At 67.9% G+C, this 24,993-nt stretch carries 25 protein-coding genes and 1 tRNA gene; 17 read left to right on the plus strand and 9 right to left on the minus strand.

Features of this window, described 5'->3' with window-relative positions:
• The first annotated feature begins 32 nt into the window (after positions 1–32).
• Positions 33–1,682 carry an acyl-CoA synthetase gene (locus ACWEH3_RS28985; protein WP_450022473.1) on the plus strand — a complete coding sequence of 550 codons (1,650 nt, stop codon included), beginning with the start codon at positions 33–35 and terminating at the stop codon, positions 1,680–1,682.
• Positions 1,683–1,738: 56 nt separating this feature from the next.
• On the opposite strand, the gene ACWEH3_RS28990 is transcribed toward ACWEH3_RS28985, so the two are convergent.
• From ACWEH3_RS28990 to ACWEH3_RS29000, 3 genes are all read right to left on the minus strand, one after another.
• A complete protein-coding gene (locus tag ACWEH3_RS28990) occupies positions 1,739–1,966 on the minus strand; it encodes a hypothetical protein (RefSeq protein WP_450022475.1) in 228 nt (75 codons plus the stop codon).
• Positions 1,967–2,087: 121 nt separating this feature from the next.
• On the minus strand, positions 2,088–2,552 hold the full coding sequence (locus ACWEH3_RS28995; RefSeq protein ID WP_450022477.1) for a hypothetical protein: 465 nt from the start codon (positions 2,550–2,552) through the stop codon (positions 2,088–2,090).
• 30 nt (positions 2,553–2,582) lie between these two features.
• Positions 2,583–3,770: an FAD-dependent monooxygenase gene (locus ACWEH3_RS29000; protein WP_450022479.1), complete on the minus strand. Its 1,188-nt coding sequence runs from the start codon at positions 3,768–3,770 to the stop codon at positions 2,583–2,585.
• A 101-nt stretch (positions 3,771–3,871) separates the two neighbouring features.
• On the opposite strand from ACWEH3_RS29000, the gene ACWEH3_RS29005 reads away from it, so the two are divergent.
• Positions 3,872–4,498 carry a TetR/AcrR family transcriptional regulator gene (locus ACWEH3_RS29005; protein ID WP_450022481.1) on the plus strand — a complete coding sequence of 209 codons (627 nt, stop codon included), beginning with the start codon at positions 3,872–3,874 and terminating at the stop codon, positions 4,496–4,498.
• 292 nt (positions 4,499–4,790) lie between these two features.
• Here ACWEH3_RS29005 and ACWEH3_RS29010 read toward each other — a convergent pair whose 3' ends face one another.
• Both ACWEH3_RS29010 and ACWEH3_RS29015 read right to left on the minus strand, forming a co-directional pair.
• Complete coding sequence (locus tag ACWEH3_RS29010; RefSeq protein ID WP_450022483.1) at positions 4,791–5,885, minus strand: acyl-CoA dehydrogenase family protein; 1,095 nt, start codon at positions 5,883–5,885, stop codon at positions 4,791–4,793.
• Between the two features lie 20 nt (positions 5,886–5,905).
• Positions 5,906–7,099: an acyl-CoA dehydrogenase family protein gene (locus tag ACWEH3_RS29015; protein WP_450022485.1), complete on the minus strand. Its 1,194-nt coding sequence runs from the start codon at positions 7,097–7,099 to the stop codon at positions 5,906–5,908.
• Positions 7,100–7,308: 209 nt separating this feature from the next.
• Here ACWEH3_RS29015 and ACWEH3_RS29020 point away from each other — a divergent pair, with 209 nt between their 5' ends.
• The 12 genes from ACWEH3_RS29020 (at position 7,309) to ACWEH3_RS29075 (ending at position 19,022) form a co-directional block, all read left to right on the plus strand.
• Positions 7,309–7,497, plus strand: a complete 189-nt coding sequence (locus ACWEH3_RS29020; protein WP_355076896.1) for a ferredoxin — start codon at positions 7,309–7,311, stop codon at positions 7,495–7,497.
• Positions 7,498–7,540: 43 nt separating this feature from the next.
• Positions 7,541–8,443, plus strand: a complete 903-nt coding sequence (locus ACWEH3_RS29025; RefSeq protein WP_450022487.1) for a 3-oxoacyl-ACP reductase — start codon at positions 7,541–7,543, stop codon at positions 8,441–8,443.
• 289 nt (positions 8,444–8,732) lie between these two features.
• A complete protein-coding gene (locus ACWEH3_RS29030; protein ID WP_355076899.1) occupies positions 8,733–9,497 on the plus strand; it encodes an MlaE family ABC transporter permease in 765 nt (254 codons plus the stop codon).
• 4 nt (positions 9,498–9,501) lie between these two features.
• Positions 9,502–10,353, plus strand: a complete 852-nt coding sequence (locus ACWEH3_RS29035; protein WP_355076901.1) for an MlaE family ABC transporter permease — start codon at positions 9,502–9,504, stop codon at positions 10,351–10,353.
• A 5-nt stretch (positions 10,354–10,358) separates the two neighbouring features.
• Complete coding sequence (locus ACWEH3_RS29040; protein ID WP_450022490.1) at positions 10,359–11,573, plus strand: MCE family protein; 1,215 nt, start codon at positions 10,359–10,361, stop codon at positions 11,571–11,573.
• On the plus strand, positions 11,570–12,598 hold the full coding sequence (locus tag ACWEH3_RS29045) for an MCE family protein (protein WP_450022492.1): 1,029 nt from the start codon (positions 11,570–11,572) through the stop codon (positions 12,596–12,598). The genes ACWEH3_RS29040 and ACWEH3_RS29045 overlap by 4 nt, the downstream gene beginning before the upstream one ends.
• Positions 12,595–13,656 carry an MCE family protein gene (locus tag ACWEH3_RS29050; RefSeq protein WP_450022494.1) on the plus strand — a complete coding sequence of 354 codons (1,062 nt, stop codon included), beginning with the start codon at positions 12,595–12,597 and terminating at the stop codon, positions 13,654–13,656. The genes ACWEH3_RS29045 and ACWEH3_RS29050 overlap by 4 nt, the downstream gene beginning before the upstream one ends.
• Positions 13,653–14,924 (plus strand): MCE family protein, encoded by a 1,272-nt coding sequence (locus ACWEH3_RS29055; protein WP_450022496.1) that lies wholly within the window; start codon positions 13,653–13,655, stop codon positions 14,922–14,924. The genes ACWEH3_RS29050 and ACWEH3_RS29055 overlap by 4 nt, the downstream gene beginning before the upstream one ends.
• A complete protein-coding gene (locus ACWEH3_RS29060; RefSeq protein ID WP_450022498.1) occupies positions 14,921–16,174 on the plus strand; it encodes an MCE family protein in 1,254 nt (417 codons plus the stop codon). Before ACWEH3_RS29055 ends, ACWEH3_RS29060 begins: the two co-directional genes overlap by 4 nt.
• Positions 16,171–17,595, plus strand: a complete 1,425-nt coding sequence (locus ACWEH3_RS29065) for an MCE family protein (RefSeq protein ID WP_397275138.1) — start codon at positions 16,171–16,173, stop codon at positions 17,593–17,595. Before ACWEH3_RS29060 ends, ACWEH3_RS29065 begins: the two co-directional genes overlap by 4 nt.
• On the plus strand, positions 17,592–18,383 hold the full coding sequence (locus ACWEH3_RS29070) for a hypothetical protein (RefSeq protein ID WP_450022501.1): 792 nt from the start codon (positions 17,592–17,594) through the stop codon (positions 18,381–18,383). The genes ACWEH3_RS29065 and ACWEH3_RS29070 overlap by 4 nt, the downstream gene beginning before the upstream one ends.
• Before the next feature lie 144 nt (positions 18,384–18,527).
• On the plus strand, positions 18,528–19,022 hold the full coding sequence (locus ACWEH3_RS29075; protein WP_450022503.1) for a h domain protein: 495 nt from the start codon (positions 18,528–18,530) through the stop codon (positions 19,020–19,022).
• Positions 19,023–19,042: 20 nt separating this feature from the next.
• Here ACWEH3_RS29075 and ACWEH3_RS29080 read toward each other — a convergent pair whose 3' ends face one another.
• The 4 genes from ACWEH3_RS29080 to ACWEH3_RS29095 form a co-directional block, all read right to left on the minus strand.
• On the minus strand, positions 19,043–20,509 hold the full coding sequence (locus tag ACWEH3_RS29080; protein ID WP_450022505.1) for a sensor histidine kinase: 1,467 nt from the start codon (positions 20,507–20,509) through the stop codon (positions 19,043–19,045).
• Positions 20,506–21,237, minus strand: coding sequence for a response regulator transcription factor (locus ACWEH3_RS29085; protein WP_450022507.1), 732 nt, complete (start codon positions 21,235–21,237; stop codon positions 20,506–20,508). The genes ACWEH3_RS29080 and ACWEH3_RS29085 overlap by 4 nt, the downstream gene beginning before the upstream one ends.
• 70 nt (positions 21,238–21,307) lie before the next feature.
• A complete protein-coding gene (locus ACWEH3_RS29090) occupies positions 21,308–22,858 on the minus strand; it encodes an alpha,alpha-trehalose-phosphate synthase (UDP-forming) (RefSeq protein WP_450022512.1) in 1,551 nt (516 codons plus the stop codon).
• A gap of 84 nt (positions 22,859–22,942) precedes the next feature.
• Complete coding sequence (locus ACWEH3_RS29095) at positions 22,943–23,113, minus strand: hypothetical protein (RefSeq protein ID WP_169334155.1); 171 nt, start codon at positions 23,111–23,113, stop codon at positions 22,943–22,945.
• Positions 23,114–23,304: 191 nt separating this feature from the next.
• Between ACWEH3_RS29095 and ACWEH3_RS29100 the strand changes: the two genes are divergently transcribed.
• From ACWEH3_RS29100 to ACWEH3_RS29110, 3 genes are all read left to right on the plus strand, one after another.
• Entirely contained in the window at positions 23,305–24,123 is an 819-nt protein-coding gene (locus ACWEH3_RS29100) for an alpha/beta fold hydrolase (protein WP_450022514.1), read from the plus strand.
• 169 nt (positions 24,124–24,292) lie between these two features.
• Positions 24,293–24,532, plus strand: a complete 240-nt coding sequence (locus tag ACWEH3_RS29105) for an MbtH family protein (RefSeq protein ID WP_067795192.1) — start codon at positions 24,293–24,295, stop codon at positions 24,530–24,532.
• A gap of 242 nt (positions 24,533–24,774) precedes the next feature.
• Positions 24,775–24,846: transfer RNA gene (locus ACWEH3_RS29110), tRNA-Thr, on the plus strand.
• Positions 24,847–24,993: the final 147 nt, after the last annotated feature.

A 24,993-nucleotide genomic window follows, 5' to 3' on the forward strand; every position in this document is an offset into this window, starting at 1 on the left:
CAGAAACAGTAACACGTTCTATTTTTATGGCTGTGAGCTACAACATAGCGGACCTTGTCGAACATGCCATCGACCTGATGCCCGACCGCGTCGCGCTGGCCGACGACGGCCGCGAGGTCACCTACGCCCAGTTGGAGGAGCGGGCCAACAGTCTCGCTCACTACCTGCAAGAACAGGGAGTACAGCCGGGCGACAAGGTGGGTATCTACTCACGCAACACGATCGAGGCCGTCGAGGCCATGGTCGCGATCTTCAAGGCGCGGGCCGTGATGATCAACGTGAACTTCCGTTACGTCGAGAACGAGTTGCAGTACATCTTCGACAACTCGGACATGGTTGCGCTGATCCACGAGCGGCGCTACAGCGACCGGGTCGCCGCCGTTCGTTCCAAGACCCCGCAGCTGCGCACCGTCATCGTCGTCGACGACGATACGACCGGCACGATCGCCACCGCAGCGGATTCGGTGGAATACGAGGCGGCGATCGCGCAGTCCTCGGGCGAGCGCGACTTCGGCGAGCGTTCCCCGGACGACCTGTACATGGTCTACACGGGCGGCACCACCGGCATGCCCAAGGGCGTGATGTGGCGCCAGGAGGACGTGTGGCGCGTGCTCGGCGCGGGCATCAACTTCATCACCGGCGAATACGTCCAGGACGAGTGGGAGCTGGCCAAGGTCGGTGCGGGCAGCCCGCCGATGGTGCGGTTCCCGATCCCGCCGATGATCCACGGCGGAGCGCAGTGGGCCACCTTCCACAGCCTGTTCGGCGGCGGCAAAGCCGTGATGCTTCCGGAGTTCTCCGGGCACGGCGTGTGGCAGGCCATCGATCAGCACAAGATCAATCTGATCTTCATCACCGGTGACGCCATGGCCCGCCCGATGCTCGACGCGCTGATCGAGGGCAATCCGGAAACCGGTCAGCCCTATGATCTTTCGAGCCTGTACGTGATGGCAAGCAGTGCGGCGCTGTTCTCGCCCGCGCTCAAGGACCAGTTCCTCGAGCTGTTGCCCAACCGGATGATCTCCGATTCGATCGGCTCGTCGGAGACCGGTTTCGGCGGTATCGCCATCGTCGCCAAGGGCGCGACGCACACCGGCGGTCCGCGCGTGAAGATCGACGCGTCCACCGAGGTGCTCGACGAGGACGGCAACCCGGTGCGACCCGGCTCCGGCGCGGTCGGCATCCTGGCCCGGCGCGGGCACATCCCGCTCGGCTACTACAAGGACGAGGTCAAGACCGCGGCGACCTTCAAGGAGTTCAACGGCGTCCGCTACGCCATCCCCGGCGACTTCGCTCGCGTCGAGGAGGACGGCACGGTCACCATGCTCGGCCGCGGTTCGGTCAGCATCAACAGCGGCGGCGAGAAGATCTACCCCGAGGAGGTCGAGGGCGCGCTCAAGACGCATCCGGAGATCTTCGACGCCCTCGTCGTGGGCATCGAGGACGAGCGCTGGGGCCAGCGAGTGGTCGCGGTCGTGCAATGCCGCGGCGAGTCCCGCCCCACCCTGGAAGAGCTCCGCCCCATGCTCACCCAGGAGATCGCGCCGTACAAACTCCCCCGCAGCTTGTGGTTCGTCGACGAGATCAAGCGTTCCCCCGCGGGCAAGCCCGACTACCGCTGGGCCAAGGAACAGGCCCTCTCCCGTCCCGCCGACGACAACGCCGTGGCGAGCGCGAAATAGGGATCTATCAGCACGGTCGGCCACCGCGCCACCCCGTGGTGGCCACCGTGACGGCATCAGCGCCGTCGATCGGTCTGCCGGGGATGCCCCGTGCCGGCGAGTGTCAGATAGATGGTGCGGTTGGCGTCATCGATCGCGTACCAGATCCGGCCGCCTCCGGTGATCTCGTACTGCCATTGCTCCAATTCCGTGCCGCCGAGCTTGACCGATTTGAGCTCGTACTTCAGCCGGTGCTGCCGGGAAGGATTCGCCGTGCTTCGAGGGTCGCTCGTGATGTCGACCATGCGCGATCGAGGTTTCCCGGTGCCTGTGCCAGCAACTCTGCCCATCCGCGCGCGGCATTCGAGCTGTGTACGACAACCCGCCACGGATTGGGGCGCGGTATCTCATCGCCTCGGTGCAGCTTCATTCCGCCGTTCCCGGTCGGGAGACCTCGGTGAATTCCGCCGGGTCGAACGGCCCGGTCAGTCGGCGTGCCAGTTCTGGCTGAGCATAGATCTCGGCGGTGCTGCGCCAAGCGGCCAGATCACGCGCGAACGGAATGAACAATCCGGTGTCGGCACCGGCGATGAGCTGATCCAGCAATTCGCTCACCGCCTCGGTGCGACCGGTTTCGGGCAACCATTTCAACCACGGGAGTTCTTCGGCGAACACCTCTTCCGCCAACGACCGGTTCGACCGGGCGATGATGGCGAGGGTGCGGGCGAGCAGCCGCGTCGCGGCCTCCTTGGCCTCGAACCGCTCCGAGCGGGACAGCACCAGATTCTCCGCGTCGCGGCGTTCCAAGATGACGTCGGCGTCGTCCAAGGCGGGAAATACAGACGTCTGTTTACGAATCAGGTCGCTGAAGGGGAAACTCTTCGCGGTCATAGGGCTATTCTACCCGACTTCTGAAGTAGTTCAGCGGTTGGCGAGTTCGGACAGTTGGTAGGCGAGGCGGTGGCGGAAGGTGGGGATGCGGGCGAGGGTGGTGAGGGTCAGGTTGCGCAGGGTGCGGGCGGGGCGTGCGCGCAGGGTGGCCATCTTGGTCATGCGGTCGGTGAACGAGACCACGCCGAGGGCGACGGGGCGGCGGGTGGTTTCGTAGTCGTCCAGCAAGGTGTCCGGCTCGCCGGCCAGCACGCGGGCCAGCAGCGGGCCGAGGGTGGCGGCGTCTTGGATTCCGGTGTTCATGCCCTGGCCGCCCGCCGGGCTGTGCACGTGGGCGGCGTCACCGGCGAGCAGGACGCGGCCGCTGCGGTAGTGGTCGGCGACGCGGTGGTGCACGCGGAAGCGCGAGCTCCACAGCACCTCGTGAACCCGAACCGTGCCGCCTGGGCCGCGGGCGTCCAAGAGCTTCTGGAGGTCCTCGGTGGTCGAGTGCTCGGGCGCCGTTTCCAGGGTCGCGACCACGCGGAAGCGGTTCGGCTCCTTCTCGTCGGGGAGCGGCGCGACCACCATGACGCCCTCCGGTGAGAGGTGCAGGGCGACTTCGTCGCGCGCGATAGGCCAATCCATCCGCACGTCGGCGAGGACGAAGGATTCCGGGTACGTCGCGCCGGTGAACCCGATCCCCGCTTGCTCCCGCACGATGCTGTGCATGCCGTCGGTCCCGATGACGTAGTCGGCGCGGATGCTGCCGGGCGCGCCCGCCTCGTCGGTGTATTCGACCGTGACGCCGTCGTTCTCCTCCGCGACTCGGGTGACCTGGTACGGCCGCCGCACGTCGCCGCCCGCTTTCCGCAGTCGCTTCAGCAGCACCGCCTCGGTGGTGTCCTGCGGTGTCATCAAGGTGTAGGGGTAGCGGGTCGGCAGCCCGTCGAACCCGATGGTCGCCAAGGTGTGCCCGCCGTCGTGGACGGTGAAGCGCGCGACGATGTCGCCCGTCGCGACCAGTTCGTCCCCGATGCCGAGCTGCTCGAGTACTTCCAGTGTCCTGGCGTGCACGACCGCGGCGCGGGAGGTGTTCGCGCCTTCGCTCAGCCGGTCCAGGAGGACGAAATCCACGCCCGCGTCGGCCAGCGTGACGGCGGCGGTGAGTCCGGCGGGACCCGCGCCGACGATCACGACGGAGGTGGCGGCGGGCAGCGGGTTCGGGGTGGCGTTCATCGGAACTCCTCAGGTCAACGTTTGTAGGCCAACGTTTGTTGACATAACCGTAGCGCGGCTCGCGCTAGGAAGTCAACAGTTGTTGGCCTACACTTGTTGGCATGACCGTAGAGCCTGACCCAGCCCCTGCTCGGCGCTCGGACGCGACGCGTGCGGCGATTCTGGAGGCGGCCCGCGCGCGGTTCGCCGCCGAAGGTTTCCGCAAGGCGACCATTCGCGCCATCGCCGCGGACGCGGACATCGACCCGTCCATGGTCATGCGGTACTTCGGGAGTAAAGACGGCCTCTTCGCGGCGGCGGTCGACGTCCGTCTCGATCTGCCCGACCTCGGCTCCGCGGACCCGGACACCCTGGGCGAGCAGCTGGTGCGCCGCTTCTTGGAAATCTGGGAGGAGCAGCCGAACAAGGAGGTGCTGTTGACGCTGCTGCGTTCGTCGATCACCGACGAGGCGGTCGCCGAACGCGTCCGCGACATCTTCGCCCAGCAGGTATTTCCCGCCGTCCTGCGCTTCGGTGATCCCGCCGATGCCGCGCGCCGGGGCGGCCTGATCGTCACGCAGATGCTCGGCCTCGCCTTGTGCCGCTACGTTCTGTGCCTGCCCCCGGTCGTAGCGCTGACCAGCGACCAGATCATCGCCGAGGTAGGCCCCACTCTCCAGCGCTACCTGACGTCCACCCCGGTTGAGGAACTCCAGGTCGAGCCGCAGCCGAGTCGGAAATCGGGGTGAATCAGCGCGACAGTCGGGAAATGGCCGCGATATCGTGCCACATCGCGGCAATTCGTTGGTGGAGGCGGTGCGTTCGAACAATGACCGCCGATCCCTGCTGCTCCGTGACGGAGCGGCCGCATGTCCGGAGCTTCGGCTCGGATGCGGATCGGCGCCGTGCAGCGTTCGAAGACGCTGCCGACTACGTACTGCGGGTGAGCGCGGAGTTGAACCGGCGACTCACCTGAGGCGCAACGGATTCGGCCCGCACGACGTGCTGTCGTGCGGGCCGGATCGTTCTACTGTGCCGCTCTCAGCCGGCCAGCAACGCGCCGAGGGCGCGCAGGTGGTCGGTGCCCGCGCCGAGGGCGAACTCGTTGTGTTTGGCGGCGGTGAAGTAGTTGTGCGCGATGTGGTCGCGGTCGATGCCGACGCCGCCGTGCACGTGGACGACGGTGTGCGCGACGCGGTGGCCCGCGTCGGCGGCCCAGAACTTGGCGGTGTGCACTGCTTCGGCGGCGGGCAGGTCCTCCGACAGCAGCCATGCCGCTTGGGTGACCGCCAGGCGCAGGCCTTGGACGTCGATGTAGGCGTCGGCGAGCCGCTGCGCCACCGCCTGGAAGCTGCCGACCGCCTTGCCGAACTGCTCACGCTCCCTGGCGTAGTCGGCGACCAGCTCGAGCGCCCGTTCCAGAGTGCCGAGCTGTAGGGCGCTCAGACCGAGCCAGGCGCGAGTGAGGATCCAGTCCAGGATCTCCGCGCCACTGTCCACCGTGCCGACGAGTTCGGCGGGGGTATCGGTGAGTTCGACCGCGAATTCGGGGCTGCGGTCGACCACCTGCTGCGCGGTCACGGTCGCCGCCGCGGGATCGACCAGGAACACGGCTGTGGTCCCCGAGACGCCGGCGGGCACCAGAATTCGCTCGGCCCGGTTCGCGAAGGGCACGGTGGTCTTGGCGCCGGTCAGCCGCCAGCCGTCCTCGGTCTCGACCGCGGTCGTGGTCGGCGCGGCGGGTTCCCAGTTGCGCTCCTCGGCCAGCGCGACCGTCAGGATGACGCTGCCCGCGCCCGCCTGCGTGGCCAGCTCCTGTTGTGCCGCGGAACCGAACCGCGCCAGCGCGCCTGCGCCGAGCGCGATCGACCACAGGTACGGCACGGCCGCGAGGTGCTTGCCCAGCTCGCGCAGGATGGCGGTCTGCTCGAGCGAGCCGAGGTCGCTGCCGCCGACCGCCTCGGGCAGCGCGGCCGCGAGCACGCCGGTCTCGGCCAGCGAGTTCCACAGTTGCTGATCGAATCGCTCGTCGGCGGTGTCGAGTTCGCGCAGCCGGTCGGCGGTGACGAGCTTGCCGCACACCTCGCCGGTCAGCCGGCCGAGATCGAGTTGGGCTTCGGTGGGGGTGAAATCCATGGCGTTCTACCTGCTTTCGATCAGCGCGCCGCGGCAGGCTGCTTGAGGGCGGTCATGGCGATGATGTCGCGCTGCACTTCGTTGGTGCCGCCGCCGAAGGTCAGGATGAGCGCGGCGCGGTGCATGCGCTCCAGACGGCCGCGCAGTTCCGCGCCGGGGGAGTCCTGGCGCAGGTAGGCCTGCGGTCCGAGCACCTCCATGAGCAACCGGTACGCCTCGGTGGCCAGCTCGGTGCCGTACACCTTGCAGGTGGAGGCGTCCCACGGGCGCGGAGCCGCGTCGCCGCCCGCGTCGGCCCGGCTGGCGATCTCCCAGTTCAGCAGCTTGAGGTACTCGACCTTGGCGTGCACCTTGGCCAGGTTGAGCTGCACCCATTCGCGATCGATCACGCGGGAGCCGTCACCGGCCTTGGTGTTGCTCGCCCACTCGACGGTCTGGCGCAGGGCCAGCGCGAGCGGCGCGGCCGAGGTGAGCGCGACGCGCTCGTGGTTGAGCTGATTGGTGATCAGCGCCCAGCCGCCGTTCTCCTGGCCGACCAGCGCGCTCGCGGGCACCCGCACGTCCTGGTAGTAGGTGGCGCTGGTGTCCGGCCCAGCCATGGTGTGCACGGGCGTCCAGGAGAAGCCCTCGGCGGTGGTCGGCACGATGAGCATGCTGATGCCCTTGTGCTTCTTGGCGGTCGGGTCGGTGCGCACCGCCAGCCAGACGTAGTCGGCGTAGGCGATCAGGCTGGTCCACATCTTCTGGCCGTTGATCACGTAGTCGTCGCCGTCGCGCACCGCGGCGGTGCGCAGGCTGGCCAGGTCGGTGCCCGCGCCCGGCTCCGAGTAGCCGATGGAGAAGTGCAGTTCACCGGCCGCGATCTTGGGCAGGAAGAACTTCTTCTGTTCCTCGCTGCCGTAGTGCATGATCGTGGGCGCCACCGAGTTGATGGTCAGGAACGGCACGGGCGCGCCGGCGATCGCGGCCTCGTCGGTGAAGATCAGCTGATCCATGGTGGGGCGATCCTGCCCGCCGTACTCCTTGGGCCAGCCCAGCGCCAGCCAGCCGTCGTGGCCCATCTGCTGGACCACCTCGCGGTAGACGTTGCCCTGCCCGTACTCGCCGGTCTGCGCGCTCAGGGCCTCCCGGCGCTCGGGGGTGATGAGCCGCGCGAAGTAGTCGCGCAGTTCCGAGCGCAGCTGCTCCTGTTGCGGCGTGTACGCAATGCGCATGGCAATACCTCATGGGGGATGGTCGGCCGACGGAGCTTGCGGAGTCGGCGGGGTGGGTAGGACCGAGCCTTCGTTCGGATCGGGTTCCCCCGATCATTGCATATGGACTGAAACATGTTCCAGTATTGATACTGAATCCCCCCGATGACGCCCCGGTGGAGCGGATCGGCTTGTTAGGCTTCGGCCAGAGTGGTGGTAAAGGAGTTGCCATGAAGATCAGTGTCGATCCAGACCAGTGCGAAGCTAATGGAATATGTGTCGGAATCGCCCCCGACGTGTTCGAACTCGATGACGAGGACGTGCTGCACATCGCGAACGCCGATGTGCCAGCCGATCGGCTCGCCGATGTCCAGGATGCCGTCGCGCAGTGCCCCAAGGCGGCGCTGCGGCTGCAGTGAAGGACTCTTGCCGTAAGTTGGAACACGTTCTAGAGTCGGCCGCGTGAGCAATGAGCTGAGCCTGGCGGGCCGAGTAGCGATCGTGACCGGCGGCGGCGCCGGACTTGGGCGGGCCGAAGCGCTCGCGCTGGCCGGGGCCGGCGCGTCCGTGGTGGTCAACGACCTCGCGGAGTCCGACGCGGTCGCCGACACGCTCGGCGCGATCCGGGCGCTCGGCGCCAAGGCGGAGTTCGTCGCGGGCAGCATCGCCGAGCGCGCCACCGCCGACGCGCTGATCCGCGCCGCGGAGGAGTCGTTCGGCTCGGTCGACATCGTGGTCAACAACGCGGGCATCACCCGCGACCGGATGCTGTTCAACATGTCCGACGAGGACTTCGACGCGGTGCTCGCGGTGCATCTGCGCGGCCATTTCCTGCTGTCGCGCAATGCCGCCGCCTACTGGCGCGGCAAGTCGAAGCAGGCGGGCGCGCCGGTGTACGGCAGGTTGGTCAACACCTCCTCGGAGGCCGGCTTGCTGGGCCCGGAGGGACAGGCCAACTATGGCGCCGCGAAGGCGGGCATCACCGCGCTGACCCTTTCGGCAGCGCGGGCGCTGTCGCGCTACGGCGTGCGCGCCAACGCGATCGCCCCGCGGGCGCGCACGGCGATGACCGAGGCGGTGTTCAGTCCCGCCCCGGAGGGGGAGCCCGATCCGCTGTCGCCCGATCACGTGGCCCGGCTCGTGGCCTATCTGGCCTCGCCCGCGGCCGACGCGGTCAACGGCCAACTGTTCGTCGTCTACGGGGGGATGGTGGCGCTCATGGCGGCGCCCGTCGTCGAGCGCCGGTTCGACGCGGCCGCGGGGGAGTGGTCGCCGCGGGATCTGGCCGACACGCTGGGCGGCTACTTCGCCGAGCGCCCCGATGGGCGGACCTTCTCGGCCTCTTCGCTGACCGAGTTGGGGTGAGCCGCGGCGGCTCGCCGCGAGCGCTCAACTGATCAGCTGTCCAACTGTTGATCATGGGATCGGTGCTTGGTAGACATAGGGACGGGTTATGTCTCACTCACAAAGGTGGGATCATCACTCGCTGACACCGGTTCCAAATTTATATGCCGATCTTTCGAAAAATTGCACTTCAAATGTGTGAAAAGTGGTACCGGCAACACGGTGAACATGTTCTAATCGTTGCGGCGGTGCGGCCACGGTGAGATTCGCGCCGTGTGCTGTGTACGCCGGTGAGCAAGGAGGATCGCGGATGAACGAGGTCCTTGCCGTGCCGTTGCGGGCCGTCGGCGGATTCTTCGAACTCACCGCCGATGTCGCACGCGCCAGCGTGCGCAGACCCTTTCAATGGCGCGAGTTCATCGATCAGTCGTGGTTCATCGCGCGGGTGTCGATCGTGCCGACATTGCTGGTGGCCATTCCGTTCACCGTTCTGGTGAGCTTCACGCTGAACATTCTGTTGCGGGAGATCGGCGCGGCCGACCTCAGCGGAGCGGGTGCGGCGTTCGGTGCGGTCACCCAGGTGGGGCCGATCGTCACCGTGCTCATTGTCGCGGGGGCGGGCGCGACCGCGATCTGCGCCGACCTCGGCGCACGCACCATCCGCGAGGAAATCGACGCCATGCGGGTGCTGGGCATCGATCCGGTGCACCGCTTGGTTGTGCCCCGGGTGCTCGCCTCGATGTTCGTCGCACTGATGCTCAACAGCCTGGTGTGCACCATCGGCATCGTCGGCGGATTTCTGTTCTCGGTGTTTCTGCAGGACGTGAACCCCGGCGCGTTCGTCAATGGCATCACGCTGCTCACCCATCTGCCCGAGTTGATCATTTCGGAGGTGAAAGCCGGATTGTTCGGGCTGATCGCCGGACTGGTCGCCTGCTATCTGGGCCTTAATGTCAAAGGCGGACCCAAGAGTGTCGGTGATGCGGTGAATCAGACCGTGGTCTTCGCTTTTATGGCCTTGTTCGTCGTGAACGTGGTGGTCACCGCCGTCGGCATCAAGTTCACGGCGCGGTGATCCGATGGCCTTCGTAATCGAATCACGCTTCCCCCGTACCGTTCGACGGGTGCGCCGGATGTCGGATTCGCTCGATTCGGTGGGCAAGCATGCCGTTTTCTATGCCCAGGCACTCGGTGCCATTCCACGGGCGCTGGTGCACTACCGGACCGAGACCATCCGGCTGATCGCCGAGATCAGCATGGGCACCGGCGCGCTGGCGGTGATCGGCGGCACGGTGGTGATCGTCGGGTTCCTGACCCTCTTCGCGGGCGGCACCATCGCCGTGCAGGGCTACAGTTCGCTGGGCAATATCGGCGTCGAGGCGCTGACCGGCTTCTTCGCGGCGTTCATCAATGTCAGGATCGCGGCGCCGGTGATCTCCGGCATCGGCCTGGCGGCCACCATCGGGGCCGGTTCGACCGCGCAATTGGGCGCGATGCGGGTCGCCGAGGAGATCGACGCGCTGGAGTCGATGGCGATCCGGCCGGTGCCCTACCTGGTGGGCACCCGCGTATTGGCCGGGATGATCGCGATCGTCCCGCTCTACGCGCTTGCGGTGATCGCCTCGTTCCTGGCCAGCCGGTTCGCCACCGTGGTGATCTACGGGCAGTCGGCGGGCGTCTACGACCACTACTTCTCCACGTTCCTCATCCCGAGCGACATCCTCTGGTCCTTCGCCCAGGCGATCTTCATGGCACTGGCGGTCATGCTGATCCACACCTACTACGGCTACAACGCCGCGGGCGGGCCGGTCGGCGTGGGTGTCGCGGTGGGCAACGCGGTGCGCACTTCGCTGGTCGCGGTGGTCACGGTGACCTTGTTGATCTCGCTGGCCATCTACGGCACCTCCGGCAACTTCCATCTCTCCGGATAAGCGACATGGCGGAATCGAAGCAAACGGAAAACCGCCTGGTGCGGGCGCTGCGCGGCGGGCTCGGCCTGAAACTGGCCGGGGCGGCGATGGTACTGGCGCTGGTCGCGATCGTGGCGGTCGCGCTGGTCATGTTCGTGGGCGGGTTCACGCCGACCGCCACCGTGACGGTGGACGCGCCGCGCAGCGGCCTGGTGCTGGACCCGGACGCCAAGGTGAAGGTACGCGGTGTGGAGATCGGCCGGGTGGCCTCGGTCGACCACACCGACGAGGGCGCCAGGTTGAAGCTGGCCCTCGATCCGGAACTGCTGAAGCTGGTGCCGTCCAACGCGGACGTCGACATCAGGTCCACCACGGTGTTCGGTGCGAAGTACGTCAACTTCATCGTCCCGCAGCAGCCGGCGACCACTTCGCTGCAACCTGGCGCGGTCGTCACCGCGCAGCGGGTGACCGTCGAGTTCAACACGCTGTTCCAGCACCTGTCCGACGTGCTCGCCAAGATCGAGCCGGAGAAGCTGAACGCGACGTTGTCCGCGCTGGGCACCGCGCTGCAGGGCCGCGGGGAGAAACTGGGCGAACTGCTCGAGCAGAGTGACGCCTACCTGCGCGACATCAACCCGTATCTGCCGACGCTGCAACAGGATCTGGCGAAGACCGGCCAGGTCACCGACCTGTACGCGGACTCGGTGAACGACCTGCTGCGCACCGTGGACAACTTCACGGTCACCAGCAAGACCCTGACCCAGGAACAGGACAGCCTGGACAACGTGCTGGTGAATCTCACCGGCTTGGCCGACACCACCGGATCGGTCCTGCGCGACAACGAGAATCAGCTCGGCACGGCGCTGGATCTGCTGCGCCCGACCACCGGATTGCTCGATGAGTACGCGCCCGCGCTGTACTGCTTGATCGGCGGCCTGGGCAAGGCGCTGCCGATGGGTGAGGCGGTCTTCGGCGGCCTACAGGAAGGCGTCGCGCTGAACACCGGCTTCATGTACGGCGCGAAGCCGTACACCTACCCGGAGGATCTGCCCAAGGTCAACGCGACCGGCGGCCCGCAGTGCGCGGGCATCCTGGACCGGGTGCCGGGCAGCCACTCGGACTATGTCGTCACCGACACCTCGGAAGGGCATGTGTACACACCGTCGACGACGCTGAGTGTCAACCCGCCGAAGATCTTCCAGATTCTGTTCGCCGGACTACCGGGGGTGCCGCGCCCGTGAAGAACACCGCGACCACCGTCAAACTGGCCATCTTCACCCTGGTGATGACGCTGATCTTCGCAGGCCTGGCGGTCGTGTTCAGTCAGATGCGCTTCGCGCGGGAGAACGGCTACCACGCCGTGTTCACCAGTTCGTCCGGCATGCTGCCCGGGGCGAAGGTGCGCATCGCGGGCGTGGCGGTCGGCTCGGTCAAGTCGGTGAAGGTCGGCAAGGACTATCTCGCGCACGTCGAGTTCGATGTCGACCGCAAGTACCGGCTGCTCACCAGCACTCGTGCGGCGATCAAATACGAGAACCTGGTCGGCGACCGCTATCTCGAGCTGTCGGAGGGCCCCGGCTCCAACCGCGTCTTGCAGCCGGGCGGCACCATCGCCAAGGAACAGACCGCGCCCGCCCTCGATCTGGACATGTTGCTCGGCGGTTTCCGGCCGCTGCTGCGCGGACTGGACCCCGGCCAGGTGAACGACCTGACCAACGCGCTGCTGCAGATCTTCCAGGGCCAAGGCGGCACGCTGGTGTCCCTGCTCAACAGCGGCGGCTCGTTCGCCAAGACGCTCGCCGACCGGGACGCCCTGATCGGCAGCGTGATCAACAACCTCAACGCGGTCCTGCAGACCATCGATGAGCGCGGCGACCAGTTCGCCACCACGATCGCCGAATTACAACGCTTGATCAGCGGATTGGCCGCCGACAAAGACCAGATCGGCGACGCGATCCCGCGCATCGCCGGCGCCACCGGCGACCTGACCGATCTGCTCTCCCAAGCCCGCCCCGATCTGCGGGGGACCATCGAGCAGACCGGACGTCTGGCCACGAATCTCGACGCCGGGTCGGACACGGTCCAGTGGGTGCTGGACCGGCTGCCGTCGACCTATCGCCAGCTGATCCGCATCGGCTCATACGGCTCCTTCCTCCAGCTCTACGTCTGCTCGACGAACTTCCTGGTGGACGGCCCGAACGGCCAGACGATGAAGATCAACATGCCCGGGGCGCAGACTACCGGAAGGTGTGCGGACAACCGATGAAAGAGCAGCGATCACCCGCCATCACCATCGGCATCGTCGGCCTCGTGCTCGCGGTGGCGGTGGCGCTGTCGGCCCTGCAATTCGACCGGCTGCCGTTCATCCGTTCCGGCGCGACGTTCACCGCCTATTTCGCCGACGCGGGCGGCCTGCTGCCCGGCGACCCGGTCCAGGTGGCGGGCGTCCGGTCCGGTCGCGTGGAGGACGTCAGCCTGGACGGCGCGAAAGTGCTCGTCCGGTTCACTCTCGCGGAGTCGATCGTGCTCGGTGAGAAGACTTCGGCGGCGATCAAGACCAACACGGTGCTCGGCCGCAAGTCACTGGAGGTGACGCCGTCGGGCACCGGCGCGCTGCGCGTCGAGGACACCATCCCGCTCGAGCGGACCACATCGCCGTATTCGCTCAACGAGGCGCTGAGCGACTTGGCGGGCACGGTGCACGATCTGGACCTGGACCGGGTCGACCAGACCCTCGACGCGCTCTCGGCGACCTTCGCCGACACGCCCGCGCCGTTGCGCTCGGCGCTGGACGGCGTCACCGCGCTTTCCCGCAGCATCAACGCGCGCGATCAAGCGTTGACGGACTTGCTGAAGCGGGCGCAGAACGTGACGAAGATCCTCGCCGACCGGGGCAACCAGATCAGCGCTTTGCTGCTGGACGGCAACGAGCTGCTCGGCGAGCTGGACCGGCGGCGCACCGCCCTCGGGCAGCTGATCGTCTACGTCAACGGCCTCGCCCAGCAGCTCTCCGGCCTGGTCGCCGACAACGAGGCGCAGCTGAAACCCGCTTTGGACAAACTGAATTCGGTGCTGGCGCTGTTGCAGCGCAACAAGCAGAATCTCGCCGACGCGCTGGACGGGCTCGGACCGTTCGCCGCGGCCCTGGGTGAGCAGGTCGGCAGCGGTCCCTACTTCCAGGCCTACGTGATCAACGCGGCGAGCAAGACGCTGCAACCGCTGGTGGACGCGCTGGTGTGGCCGCAGCACCTGCCGAGTGATCTGCAGAGCTACCTCACGCCGCCCCCATCGATCGAACCCGCGATACAGGAGCCGCCGCGGTGAATATCGTACGGAAACTACCTCGCTGGGCGTTGGTGCTGGCCGGAGTGGTCGTAGCGGCCCTCGTGGTCGCGGTCGCGTGGAACGGCATAACCCGGATCGGGACCACCAAGGTCACCGCCTATTTCACCTCCACATCCGGCCTGTACGCGGGCGACGACGTGCGGGTGCTCGGCGTCAAGGTCGGCCGCATCGACGCGATCGAGCCCGGCGCGGATCGGGTGAAGGTGTCCATGACCCTGAATCGCGGAGTCGACGTACCCGCCGACCCGAAGGCGGTGATCATCTCGCCTTCGCTGGTCTCGGCGCGTTTCATCCAGATCGCGCCCGCCTACACCGGCGGTCCGAAATTGAAGGACAACAGCGTGATCCCGATCGAGCACACCGCGGTGCCGGTCGAGTGGGACGACATCAAGGCCGAGCTGTCCAAGCTGGCCACCGCGCTCGGCCCGGTCGGCGACGACAAACAGGGGTCGTTCGGCCGCTTCGTCGACACCGCCGCGAACAACCTCGACGGCAACGGGCAGCGGTTCCGCGACACCCTGCGGGAGCTGTCGGCCACCTTGAACACGCTGTCGGACGGCCGCACCGACCTGTTCGGCACCGTGCGCAACCTGCAGAAGTTCGTCGACGTGCTGTCGGCGAGCAACGAGCAGATCGTGCAGTTCGAAGGCAGGCTCGCGTCGGTGTCCTCGGTGCTGGCCGGGGTCTCCTCGGATCTCGGCGCAGGCCTGGACAACCTGGACGCGGCGATCGTCGACGTGCGCCGGTTCATCGCGGGCAGCGGCGCGGAACTCACCGAGGGCGTGCAGCGGCTGGCCGACGCCACCCAAGTGCTGGTCGACAAGCGACCGGAATTGGAACGCGTCCTGCACTCCGGCCCGACCGCGCTGGTGAACTTCTACCAGATCTACAAACCGGCCCAAGGCACCCTGACCGGCGCGATCGCGCTGAACAACCCGGCCGACCCGCTCGGTTTCCTGTGCGGTTCGGTCCGCGCGCTGGAGACCAACGACGCCGATCGCAGCGCCGACCTGTGCGCGCAGTACCTGGCGCCGGTGATCAACAGCCTGAGCATGAACTACGTGCCGATCATGACGAACCCGGCCAGCGGCGTGACCGCGTTCCCCGATCAGCTGGTGTACTCCGATCCCAGCCTGGCCGGGCGGGTGGCGAGCCAGAATCCGGCGCAGCCGCAGCCCGCTCCGGTGAGCATCCCGGACGGCCTCGCCGGGCTGGCCATCCCCGGCCTGACAGGAGGAGGGCGATGATGCCGAGGCGGCGGATGCGCCGCACCGCCGCCGTCGCGGCGGGGCTGGCGGTGGCGCTCGGCGTCACCGGCTGTCAGTGGGACGGATTGAATTCGCTGCCCATGCCCGGCACCGAGGGCACCGCGCCCGGCTCCTACGAGGTGCGCGTCGAGATGCCGAACGTCACCACGCTGACCAGGAATTCGCCGGTGCGGGTGCACGACGTCGCGGTCGGCACCGTCTCGAAGATCGAGGTGGAGGACTGGCACGCGTTGGTCACCGTCTCGCTGAACCCGGACGTGCACCTGCCCGCGAACGCCGTCGCCAAGATCGGGCAGACCAGTCTGCTCGGCTCCAACCATCTCGAGCTCTCCGAGCCGACCGATCAGCCCCCCCGAGGCCAGTTGAAGGCGGGCGATGTCATCCCGCTCGCGCGTGCGGGAACCTATCCGACCACCGAGCAGGTGCTGTCCTCCCTGTCGGTGGTGCTCAACGGCGGTGGCGTCGCGCAATTGGAAACCATCACCCACGAGCTGAATTCCGCGTTCACCGGGCGGGAGGACGCCATCAGGGACCTGCTGCCGCAGCTGAACGAGCTGACCACGAATCTGGACCGCCAGACCGGCGACATCATCGCCGCGATGAGCGGACTGGACCGGCTCGGCGGTCAGCTCGCCGAGCAGCGCGACGTGGTGGCGAAGGCGATCGAGCAGATCCATCCGGCGTTGACCGTGCTGGCCGATCGCCGCGCGAACATCACCAGGGCGATCACCGCGCTGGGCGAGCTGAGCGACGTCGTACGGCGCATCGTCGCGGCGAGCGGCGACGACTTGAAGGCCAACCTGCACAGCCTCGTGCCGGCGCTGAAGTCGCTGTCGGACACCGGCAGCGATCTGACCGAGGCGCTGAAGATCCTGGCCACCTTCCCGTTCCCGATGAAGAACCTGGACCACGCGATCAAGGGCGACTACCTCAACCTGTTCATGACCGTGGACATCACCGGTAAGCGGCTGGATTCGAACTTCCTCACCGGAACGCCGCTGGGCGGACGGTTCGGCGGCGTGGAAGGCGCGCTCGGCAGCTTCGCGCCCGGCACGGCAGCGCAGAACGGCGACCCGGCCACGGGTCCGTTGCAGGCGCCGCCGCCCGCGGCGAGCCAGCCCGCCCCGACCATCCCGGGACTCCCGCCGATCCCCGGCATTCCCGCCATTCCCGGGTTGACCGTGCCCATGCCGGGCAACACCGCGCCGCGAGGGGGTCCAGGACAGTGACACTCACCCGGTTCGTCCGTACCCAGCTGATCATCTTCTCCGTGCTGACGGTGATCGGCCTGGTGGTCATGGGCGGCACCTACGTCAAACTGCCCGCGATGTTCGGCATCGGGCGCTACGAGGTCACCGTGCAGCTGGCCGCGACCGGTGGTCTCTACCCGACGGCCAACGTCGCCTATCGTGGCACGAACGTCGGTGTGGTGAAGGAGGTCCGGCTGACGCCGGTCGGCGTGGACGCGAAGCTGTCCATCGCCAGCGACTACAAGATTCCCTCGGATGTCGACGCGTGGGTGCGCAGCGTCTCCGCGGTCGGCGAGCAATACGTGGACCTGGTGCCCGCGCAGAACCGCACGGGCGGAAATCTGCGCGACGGCAGCGTGATCCCGGTGGAGCGCACCAAGCTGCCGCAAGACGTCGGCGCGCTGCTCGACCAGGCCGACCGGCTGCTGTCGAGCGTCGCGGACACCCGGCTGAAACAGGTCATCGACGAGGCGTTCCTCGCGTTCAACGGCGCGGGACCGGACCTGCAACGGTTCATCGATTCCGCGTCGTTGCTGGTGCAGGAAGCGCAGGCCAACGCGGAACCGACGAAACAGCTGCTTGACCGGATCGGGCCGCTGCTGGACACCCAGACCCGCTCGGACGCCGCGATCCGTTCCTGGACGGCCGATCTCGCGACGGTCACCGACCAGTTGCGCGGTCACGACCCCGCGCTGCGTGGAATCCTGCGCGAGGGCCCGTCCTCGATGCAGCGGGTGACCAACCTGTTCGAGGACCTGCGGCCGACGCTGCCGCTGCTGCTGTCGAATCTGGTCAGCGTCGGTCAGGTCGCCGTCACGTATCACGCGGGGCTGGAACAGATCCTGGTGGTCTATCCGCCGCTGGTCGCCGCGCTGCTGACCGCCGTCCGCGGTCCGCTGGAATACGGCGCGCTGGTCGACTTCATGGCGCTGGTCAACGACCCGCCCGCGTGCACGACGGGCTTCCTCCCGCCCGACCAGCGGCGCTCGCCGAGCGAACTCGACACCCCGGACACGCCGCCGGGCCTGTACTGCAAGGTGCCACAGGACGCACCCGAAGCGGTGCGCGGCATCCGCAACACGCCGTGCGCCGAGGTGCCCGGTGTGCGCGCCCCGACACCGGAACTGTGCCGCACGGGGTACGTTCCGATCGGAGACAACCCGCCGTTCGGGCCGCCGCGTCCGGTGGCGCCCGCCGCCGCGCCCGCGAGCGAGCCCCCGGTCGTCGCACCCGCGAGTTACGGTGGCGGCACACCAGCCGCCGCACGGTCGTACGACCCGGCCACCGGCGTGTACATCGGCACCGACGGGCGTACCTACCGACAGGGCGATATCGGACCGGGCGGTTCGGGCGCGGTACCGTCGAGCTGGCAGGCGATGCTCGAGGAGCAGCAACGATGAGTGAGAGCAACGGAGAAGGTCACCGCGCGCGGCGGCGTGCGGTGCGCTCGGCCGGGCCGCCGGTCGAGGAGAACGCGACCGGTGGCGCGCGGACCGTGGTCGCGAAGGACCCTGCCGCCGCGGCGGAAACCGGCGTCGCGGACGGCGCTACGAGTTCGGTTGCGGCCGAGCCGAAGGCGTCGCCCGTCCCGGCGCCGGTCACCGCCGACTCGAGCGTCCCCGCGGCGAAAGTGTCCGTGACGAAAACCGACGCCGAACCGGACTCCGAGGCAACACCGGCCGAGCCCGAAGGAAACAAACGGCGCGGGGTCCCGCGTGTCGTCGCCGCGGCCGCCGCGGCCTTGCTGGTCGTCGCGCTCGTGGCCGGTGCGGTCGTGTCGGTTGTCGCGCTGCACGCGGCGCACGAACGTGACGAGCGCCGAGCCGAATACGTGGAAACCGCCAGGCAGGCGATCGTCAACCTGACCACCATCCGCGCCGATACGGCCAAGCAGGACATCGACCGGATCCTCTCGCTGGCCTCGGGGGAGTTCAAGACCGAGTTCGATGGCCGCGTCGATCCGTTCACCAGCATCGTGCAGCAGGCCAAAGTGGTCTCCAGCGGCGAGATCGTCGAGGCCGCGCTGGAAAGCGACGACGATCGCTCCGGACGGGTGCTGGTCGCCGCCAAGCAGACGCTGACCAACGCGGGGCAGGCCGAGCCGCAGACCAGGTACTACCGGTTCCGGGTCACCGTGTCGCGTGGCGATGCGGGGCTGTCGGTGTCCAACGTGGAGTTCGTGGCATGAACGGTCAGGCCCGGAGGCGGCAGCGGAGCGTGACCACGCAGGGCCCCGTTCATGCCGGAGAGGACACAGCATGAACGGTCAGGCCCGGAGGCGGCAGCGGAGCGTGACCACGCAGGGCCCCGTTCATGCCGGAAAGGACACAGCATGAATATGAACGGCCTTCGCGCCAAGATCCTGCTCGCGGTGCTCGGTGTGGTGGTCGCGGCGGCCGCGGTCGTCGGCGGCGTGAACGGTTACCGCTACTGGGATGACCGGCAGGCCGAGCAATCGCGCAAGGACGCGGTCGCGACGGCGGGCCGCACTCTCGAGGCCATGTTCACCTACAACCCGCAGACCGTGGACACCGAGCTGCGCAAATCCGCCGACAACCTCAGCGGCGACTTCCGCGCCGACTACCTGACGCTGATCGAGAAGCAGATCGCTCCCGGCGCCAAGGAGAAGCAGCTCACCGTCACCGCGACCACCCAGGCGGCCGGCGTCATCTCCGCCGACCGCTCGCACGCGCAGGTCCTGCTGTTCCTCAACCAGGTGATGACGAGCAAGGACACCCCGCAGGGCACCACCACCGGCAGCCGGGTACGCGTCTCCTTGACCAAGTCCGATTCGCACTGGTTGGTATCGGCGGTGACGCCGGTCTGACGCCGGTCCGCTGGATTGCGCTAGGCCGATTCCGATGACACTGTGCGCGGCAGCCGCACCGTGAACGTCGTCCCGGCCTCGGGTGTACTTTGCACGCCCACCTCGCCGCCGTGCGCCGTCACCAGCGCTTGCACGATGGACAAGCCGAGACCCGTGCCGCCGCTGCTGCGGGCGCGGGAGGTGTCGGCGCGGTAGAAGCGCTCGAAGACGCGTTCGGCGTCCTCCGCGGTCAGTCCCGGACCGGTATCGGCCACCTCGAGCAGCACATCATCGGGGCCGGGAGTGAGCAGCACCGTCACCTTCGCGTCGGGCGCGGTGTGGGTGAGGGCGTTGTTCAGCAGATTGCTCAGCACCTGGCGCAGCCTCGCCTCGTCGCCGATCACCTCGAGCGTCCCCTCGCCCGGCTCGATCCTCAGCTCGATGGTGCGGACGGGCCCGTCGGAGTGGCCGGCGGAGACCACGGCGCGCGCGTTGTGCACTCCGTCGCTGGCGACGGCGAGCAGGTCCACCGGGCCGAGTTCCAGCGGGCGCTGGGCGTCCAGCCGCGCGAGCATCAGCAGGTCTTCCACCAGCACGCCCATCCGCTGGGATTCGCGCTCGATGCGGTCCATGAACGCGGCGGGGTCGTCGGTCGCGCCCTGCCGATACAGCTCCGCGAACCCGCGGATCGTCGTCAACGGGGTGCGCAACTCGTGACTGGCGTCGGCGATGAAACGGCGCATGCGGTCCTCGGACCTGCGGGCCGCCTCCTCGGACGCGGCGGTCGCGGTGAACGCGCGCTGGATCTGCGTCAGCATCCCGTTCAGCGATCTGGACAGCCGGTCGACCTCGGTGTTGGTGTCGCGCACCGGCACCCGGCGGTGCAGGTCGCCCTGGGCGATGGCCGCGGCGGTGCTCTCCACTCGGCGTAGCGGCCGCAAGCTGCGCCGCACCATGAAGTACGCGAGCACCGCCAGCACGGCCAGGACGACCGCCCCGACGATCAGCTCCAGCACCACGAGCCGGTGCACCGTGTCGGTGTTCTGCGTGAGCGGCAGCGCCACTGTCGTCGTGCCCTCCGGTGTGCGCAGCGTCAGCACCCGCCACCGGATCGCTCCTCCGTTCGCGGAGTCGACGGTGTACGGGCCCGTCGGCGGCGTGGCAGGCAGCACCGGCTCCGCGTCGACGGCGAACGCCGGGATGAGGAACGCGCGCCCGTCGGTGCGTATCGAACGCACCCAGAACTGGCTGGGGGCGTGGCGTGGGTCGGGCGGCAGCACCGGTGGCGGCGGTCCACGCCGGGACCATTCCATCGCGCCTCCGCGCAACTGCTGGTCGGTGCGGGCGGTCAGCTGCTGTTCCAGGGCCGAGGTGACCACCATGCCGGAGACGAGCAAGCCGAGCCCCGCCGTGAGCACCAACAGAACCATCAGGGTCACGCGCAGCGGAACGGCGGACAGCCAGCCGGAAACCTTCGCGCGCGCGCCGACGATCCGGCCCCGGCTCATGAACCGCTCTTGCGGTGGGGCGCGCGCATCACGTAGCCGACGCCGCGCAGCGTGTGGATCAGCCGGGCATCGCCGGTGTCGACCTTCTTGCGCAGGTAGGAGACGTAGGTTTCCACGACGCCGACCTCGCCGCCGAAGTCGTAGCGCCAGACGTGGTCGAGGATGCGCGGTTTGCTCAGCACGGTGCCCGCGTTGACCATGAAGTAGCGCAACAGTGTGAACTCGGTGGGCGACAGCGCGACCGGCTCGCCCGCCTTCCACACCTCGTGGGTGTCGTCATCGAGTTCGATGTCCTCGAAACGGAGGCGCGAGCTTTCCCGCTGCGGCGCGGCGTGCCCGGCGCGGCGCAGGATCACCCGCAGCCGGGCCACCACTTCCTCCAGGCTGAACGGCTTGGTGACGTAGTCGTCGGCCCCGAGGGTGAGGCCGGTGATCTTGTCCTGCACGTCGTCGCGCGCGGTCAGGAACAGCACGGGCGCATCGATGCCGTCGGCCCGCAACCTGCGCAGCAGGCCGAAGCCGTCCATGCCGGGCATCATCACGTCCACGATCAGCGCCTGCGGACGGAAGCTGCGCGCCTTGTCCAGCGCCTGCGCGCCGTCGGCCGCGGTGTCGACTTCGAAGCCCTGATAGCGCAGACTCACCGCGAGCAGTTCGACGATCATCGGCTCGTCGTCGACCACCAGCACCCTGGCCTCGGGTGTCTGCTGCACGGGGGCGCCACTCATGGCTTCATCGTCCGCTGTTCGCCTGCGAACTTCCTGGACCGAAGCTGGGTGATTCCTGTGAACGGCCTACTCAGCGCGGCTCGCGGTCCTCGGGATAGACGTCGTCGTCGGTCAGCAGCGCGCTGCCCGCGACCTGGTCCTGCGCCAGCGCGTCGAGGAAGGCCCGGGCCCAGCGATCCACATCGTGCGCCAGCACCTGCCTGCGCAGCGAGCGCATCCGCCTGCGTTTGACGTCGCGCTCGTCCTCCAACGCCGCGACGATGGCGTCCTTCACGTCGTCCAGGTCGTGCGGATTGCACAGGTACGCCTGCCGCAGTTCCGCCGCGGCGCCGGTGAACTCGCTCAGCACCAAGGCGCCGTTGAGCCCGCTGTGGCAAGCGACGTACTCCTTGGCGACGAGGTTCATGCCGTCGCGCAGCGGCGTCACCAGCATCACGTCTGCGGCGACGAAGAACGCGACCAGCTCGTCGCGCGGGATCGGACGGTGCAGGTAGTGCACCACCGGGTAGCCGACCCGGGCGAACTCGCCGTTGATCCGGCCGACCTGGCGTTCGATGTCGCCGCGCATCTGGATGTAGCTCTCCACCCGCTCGCGACTGGGCGTGGCCAGCTGGATCATGACCGTGTCGGCGGGATCGATCCGGCCCTCGACGAGCAGCTCCTCGAGCGCGTTGAGGCGGATATCGATGCCCTTGGTGTAGTCCAGCCGGTCGACGCCGAGCAGGATGTTCTTCGGATTGCCCAGCTCGGCCCGGATCTTGGCGGCGCGCTCGCGCACCGATCTGCGCCTGGAGTGCTCGTCCAGCTCGGCGGAGGCGATGGAGATCGGGAACGCGCCGACTCGCACCGTGCGGAAACCGACCTGGACGACGCCGAGCTTGGAGCGCACGCCGACCGACCCGCGCGAGGTCGGCTGACCGGCCAGCCTGCGCGCCAGATAGAGAAAGTTCTGCGCGCCGCCGGGCAGGTGGAAGCCGATGAGATCGGCGCCGAGCAGGCCCTCCACGATCTCCGTGCGCCACGGCATCTGCATGAACAGCTCGACCGGCGGGAACGGGATGTGCAGGAAGAACCCGATGGTGAGGTCGGGACGCAGCATGCGCAGCATCTTGGGCACCAGCTGGAGCTGGTAGTCCTGTACCCACACCGTCGCGCCCTCGGCGGCCACCTTGGCGGTGGCCTCGGCGAAGCGCCGGTTCACGGTGACGTAGGCGCTCCACCACCTGCGGTCGTAGACCGGCCGCACGATGACGTCGTGGTACAGCGGCCACAGTGTGCCGTTGGAGAAGCCCTCGTAGTAGTCGGCCACCTCGTCGGCCGACAACGGGACCGGATGCAGTTCGAGGCCGTCCTCGATGATCGGATCCACGTCGACGTTGGGGACGCCCGCCCAGCCGACCCACGCCCCCTTGTTGTTGCGCAAGACCGATTCCAGCGCGGTCACCAGACCGCCCGGGCTGCGTTTCCACCTGGTGCTGCCGTCGGGCAGTCGTTCGAGGTCGACCGGGAGCCGGTTGGCGACGACGACGAAACCGGAGCCAGTACCGGAGCCGGTGGTTTCCGCCGCGGCGTCAGCAGTCGAGGTGTCTCTGGCGTGCTCGGAGTCGTCGGACGGATTCATCTGGTCCACTCACGCATCCTTTGCGCGTTGCTGTATCCCGCTGGAGTTGTGTAGTCGACGTCGCCGTTGGCGTCGAGAACGAGATTATTCGCCTCGAGCGTTCGGTCCAATACCCAACATAGACAACAACATTCGGCATTCGTCCGCGTCCTCGGCGTAGGCCGCGACCACTCGCTGCGCCTGACGCGCCGTTTCGTCGGCGAGTGGTTCCAGATCGTCGTCCGCAATGTCGTTGGCGCTGCCCTTCGCGGCCATCGTCAAGTCCTCCCGGCTCGTGCGCTCTTACCCTGCGAAAAGTCAATGGTATGCGACGCTGGGAGGCGCGCCCGCCGGGGCGTTGGCGCAATGGCGGCACGCGCCGCCAGGACACCCCGGTCGACGTGCCTTCCGCGCTGGTCCCTATACCGTGGGGAGCGCAGCACCAACTCCACGAAAGGGTCGACGACATGCCGCTGGCCACGGTGAACGGGATTTCCCTCAACTATCAGGTGAAGGGTGACCGCGCCAAGGGCTCCGCGCCGCTGGTGGTCATGATCATGGGCACCGGCAGTCCCGGCCGGGTGTGGGAGCTGCACCAGGTTCCGGCCCTGGTCGCGGCCGGTTACCGGGTGTGCACCTTCGACAACCGCGGGATCGCGCCGTCCTTCGAGGCCGCCTCCGGCATGACCATCGACGAGCTGGTCGCCGACACCGCCGCCCTGATCGAATTCCTGGACGAGGGCCCTGCGCTGGTGGTGGGCACCTCGATGGGGGCGCGCGTGGCGCAGGAGCTGGCACTGGCCCGCCCCGAGCTGGTCCGCAAGGCCGTGTTCATGGCCGGGCACGGGCGGCTGGACCAGTTCCAGAAGACGCTCTCGCTCGGTGAACACGAACTCGACGCGGGCGGGGTGACACTGCCGCCGAAATACGAGGCGGCGATCACCGCGGTCATGAATCTCTCGCCCGCGACCATGGCCGAGCCGAACGCCGCGCGCGACTGGCTCGACCTGTTCGAGTTCACCGGCGGGCCGGTCTCGCCGGGCATTCGCGCCCAGCGCAGGATGGATCACGATTTCGACCGGGTGCAGGCCTACCGGGCGATCCGGGTGCCCTGTCTTTCGGTCGGATTCGCCGACGACCGGATGATTCCGCCGTATCTGTCCAGGGAGATCGCCGAGGTCATTCCGGGTGCGCGGTACCAGGAGGTACCGGACGCCGGGCATTTCGGATATTTGGAGCGGCCGGAGGCGGTGAACAAGATTCTCCTGGACTTCTTTGCGTCCTGATTGCGAGTCGGGCCGAGGTGCGGGCATAGGTAACCGCCCAGGCGTAACGTCTTGCTTGCTAGTGTCGAAACAACGCTCGGGTCTCTCGGCGCCAGGGATTGGAAGCAACCCGGCACCGTGCGAACCAGGAGCGATCCCGTACATAGCGCCAGTATCCAGTGAGGTGAAATTGAGCACCAACCCCTTCGATGATGAAGACGGCCGCTTCTTCGTCCTGGTCAACGACGAGGAACAGCATTCCCTGTGGCCGGCCTTCGCAGAGGTTCCAGCCGGATGGCGAGTCGTGTTCGGTGAGGACAGCCGCGCCGCCTGCGTCGAGTACGTGGAGAAGAACTGGACCGACATGCGTCCGAAGAGCCTGCGCGACGCCATGGCCGCGGACGACGCGGCTCGTCAGGGCTCTGTCTGATCTGCCGCGCCTCCGGCGCGGCGTGTTCGTGGCTCCCTGACGGCTCCCGTCCGAGTGACCGCCGCTCGCGACTTCGTCGCGGACACGGCGGCCACTCGGCTATGAGCCGGGCCGCGAACGGCACATGCTCGATCGCTTCGTTCGAAAGCGGTTGCCGGGCCGGTACGGTCGCGTTCGGTGCCGAACGCGGATTCCGTTGTGATGCGGACGGCGTACCGGGCTATGATGACAACCGCTTTCCCGCCTCCTTAGCTCAGTGGTAGAGCACTCGCCTTGTAAGCGAGCGGTCGTCAGTTCAATCCTGACAGGGGGCTCCGTTCAGCTGCTGCGCGTCTGTAGCTCAGTGGTAGAGGCCGTGCTCGATGTTGTAAGCGAGCGGTCGTCAGTTCAATCCTGACAGGGGGCTCCGTTCAGCCGCTGCGCGTCTGTAGCTCAGTGGTAGAGGCCGTGCTCGATGTTGA

It is taken from the genome of Nocardia sp. NPDC004718 (assembly GCF_053601535.1).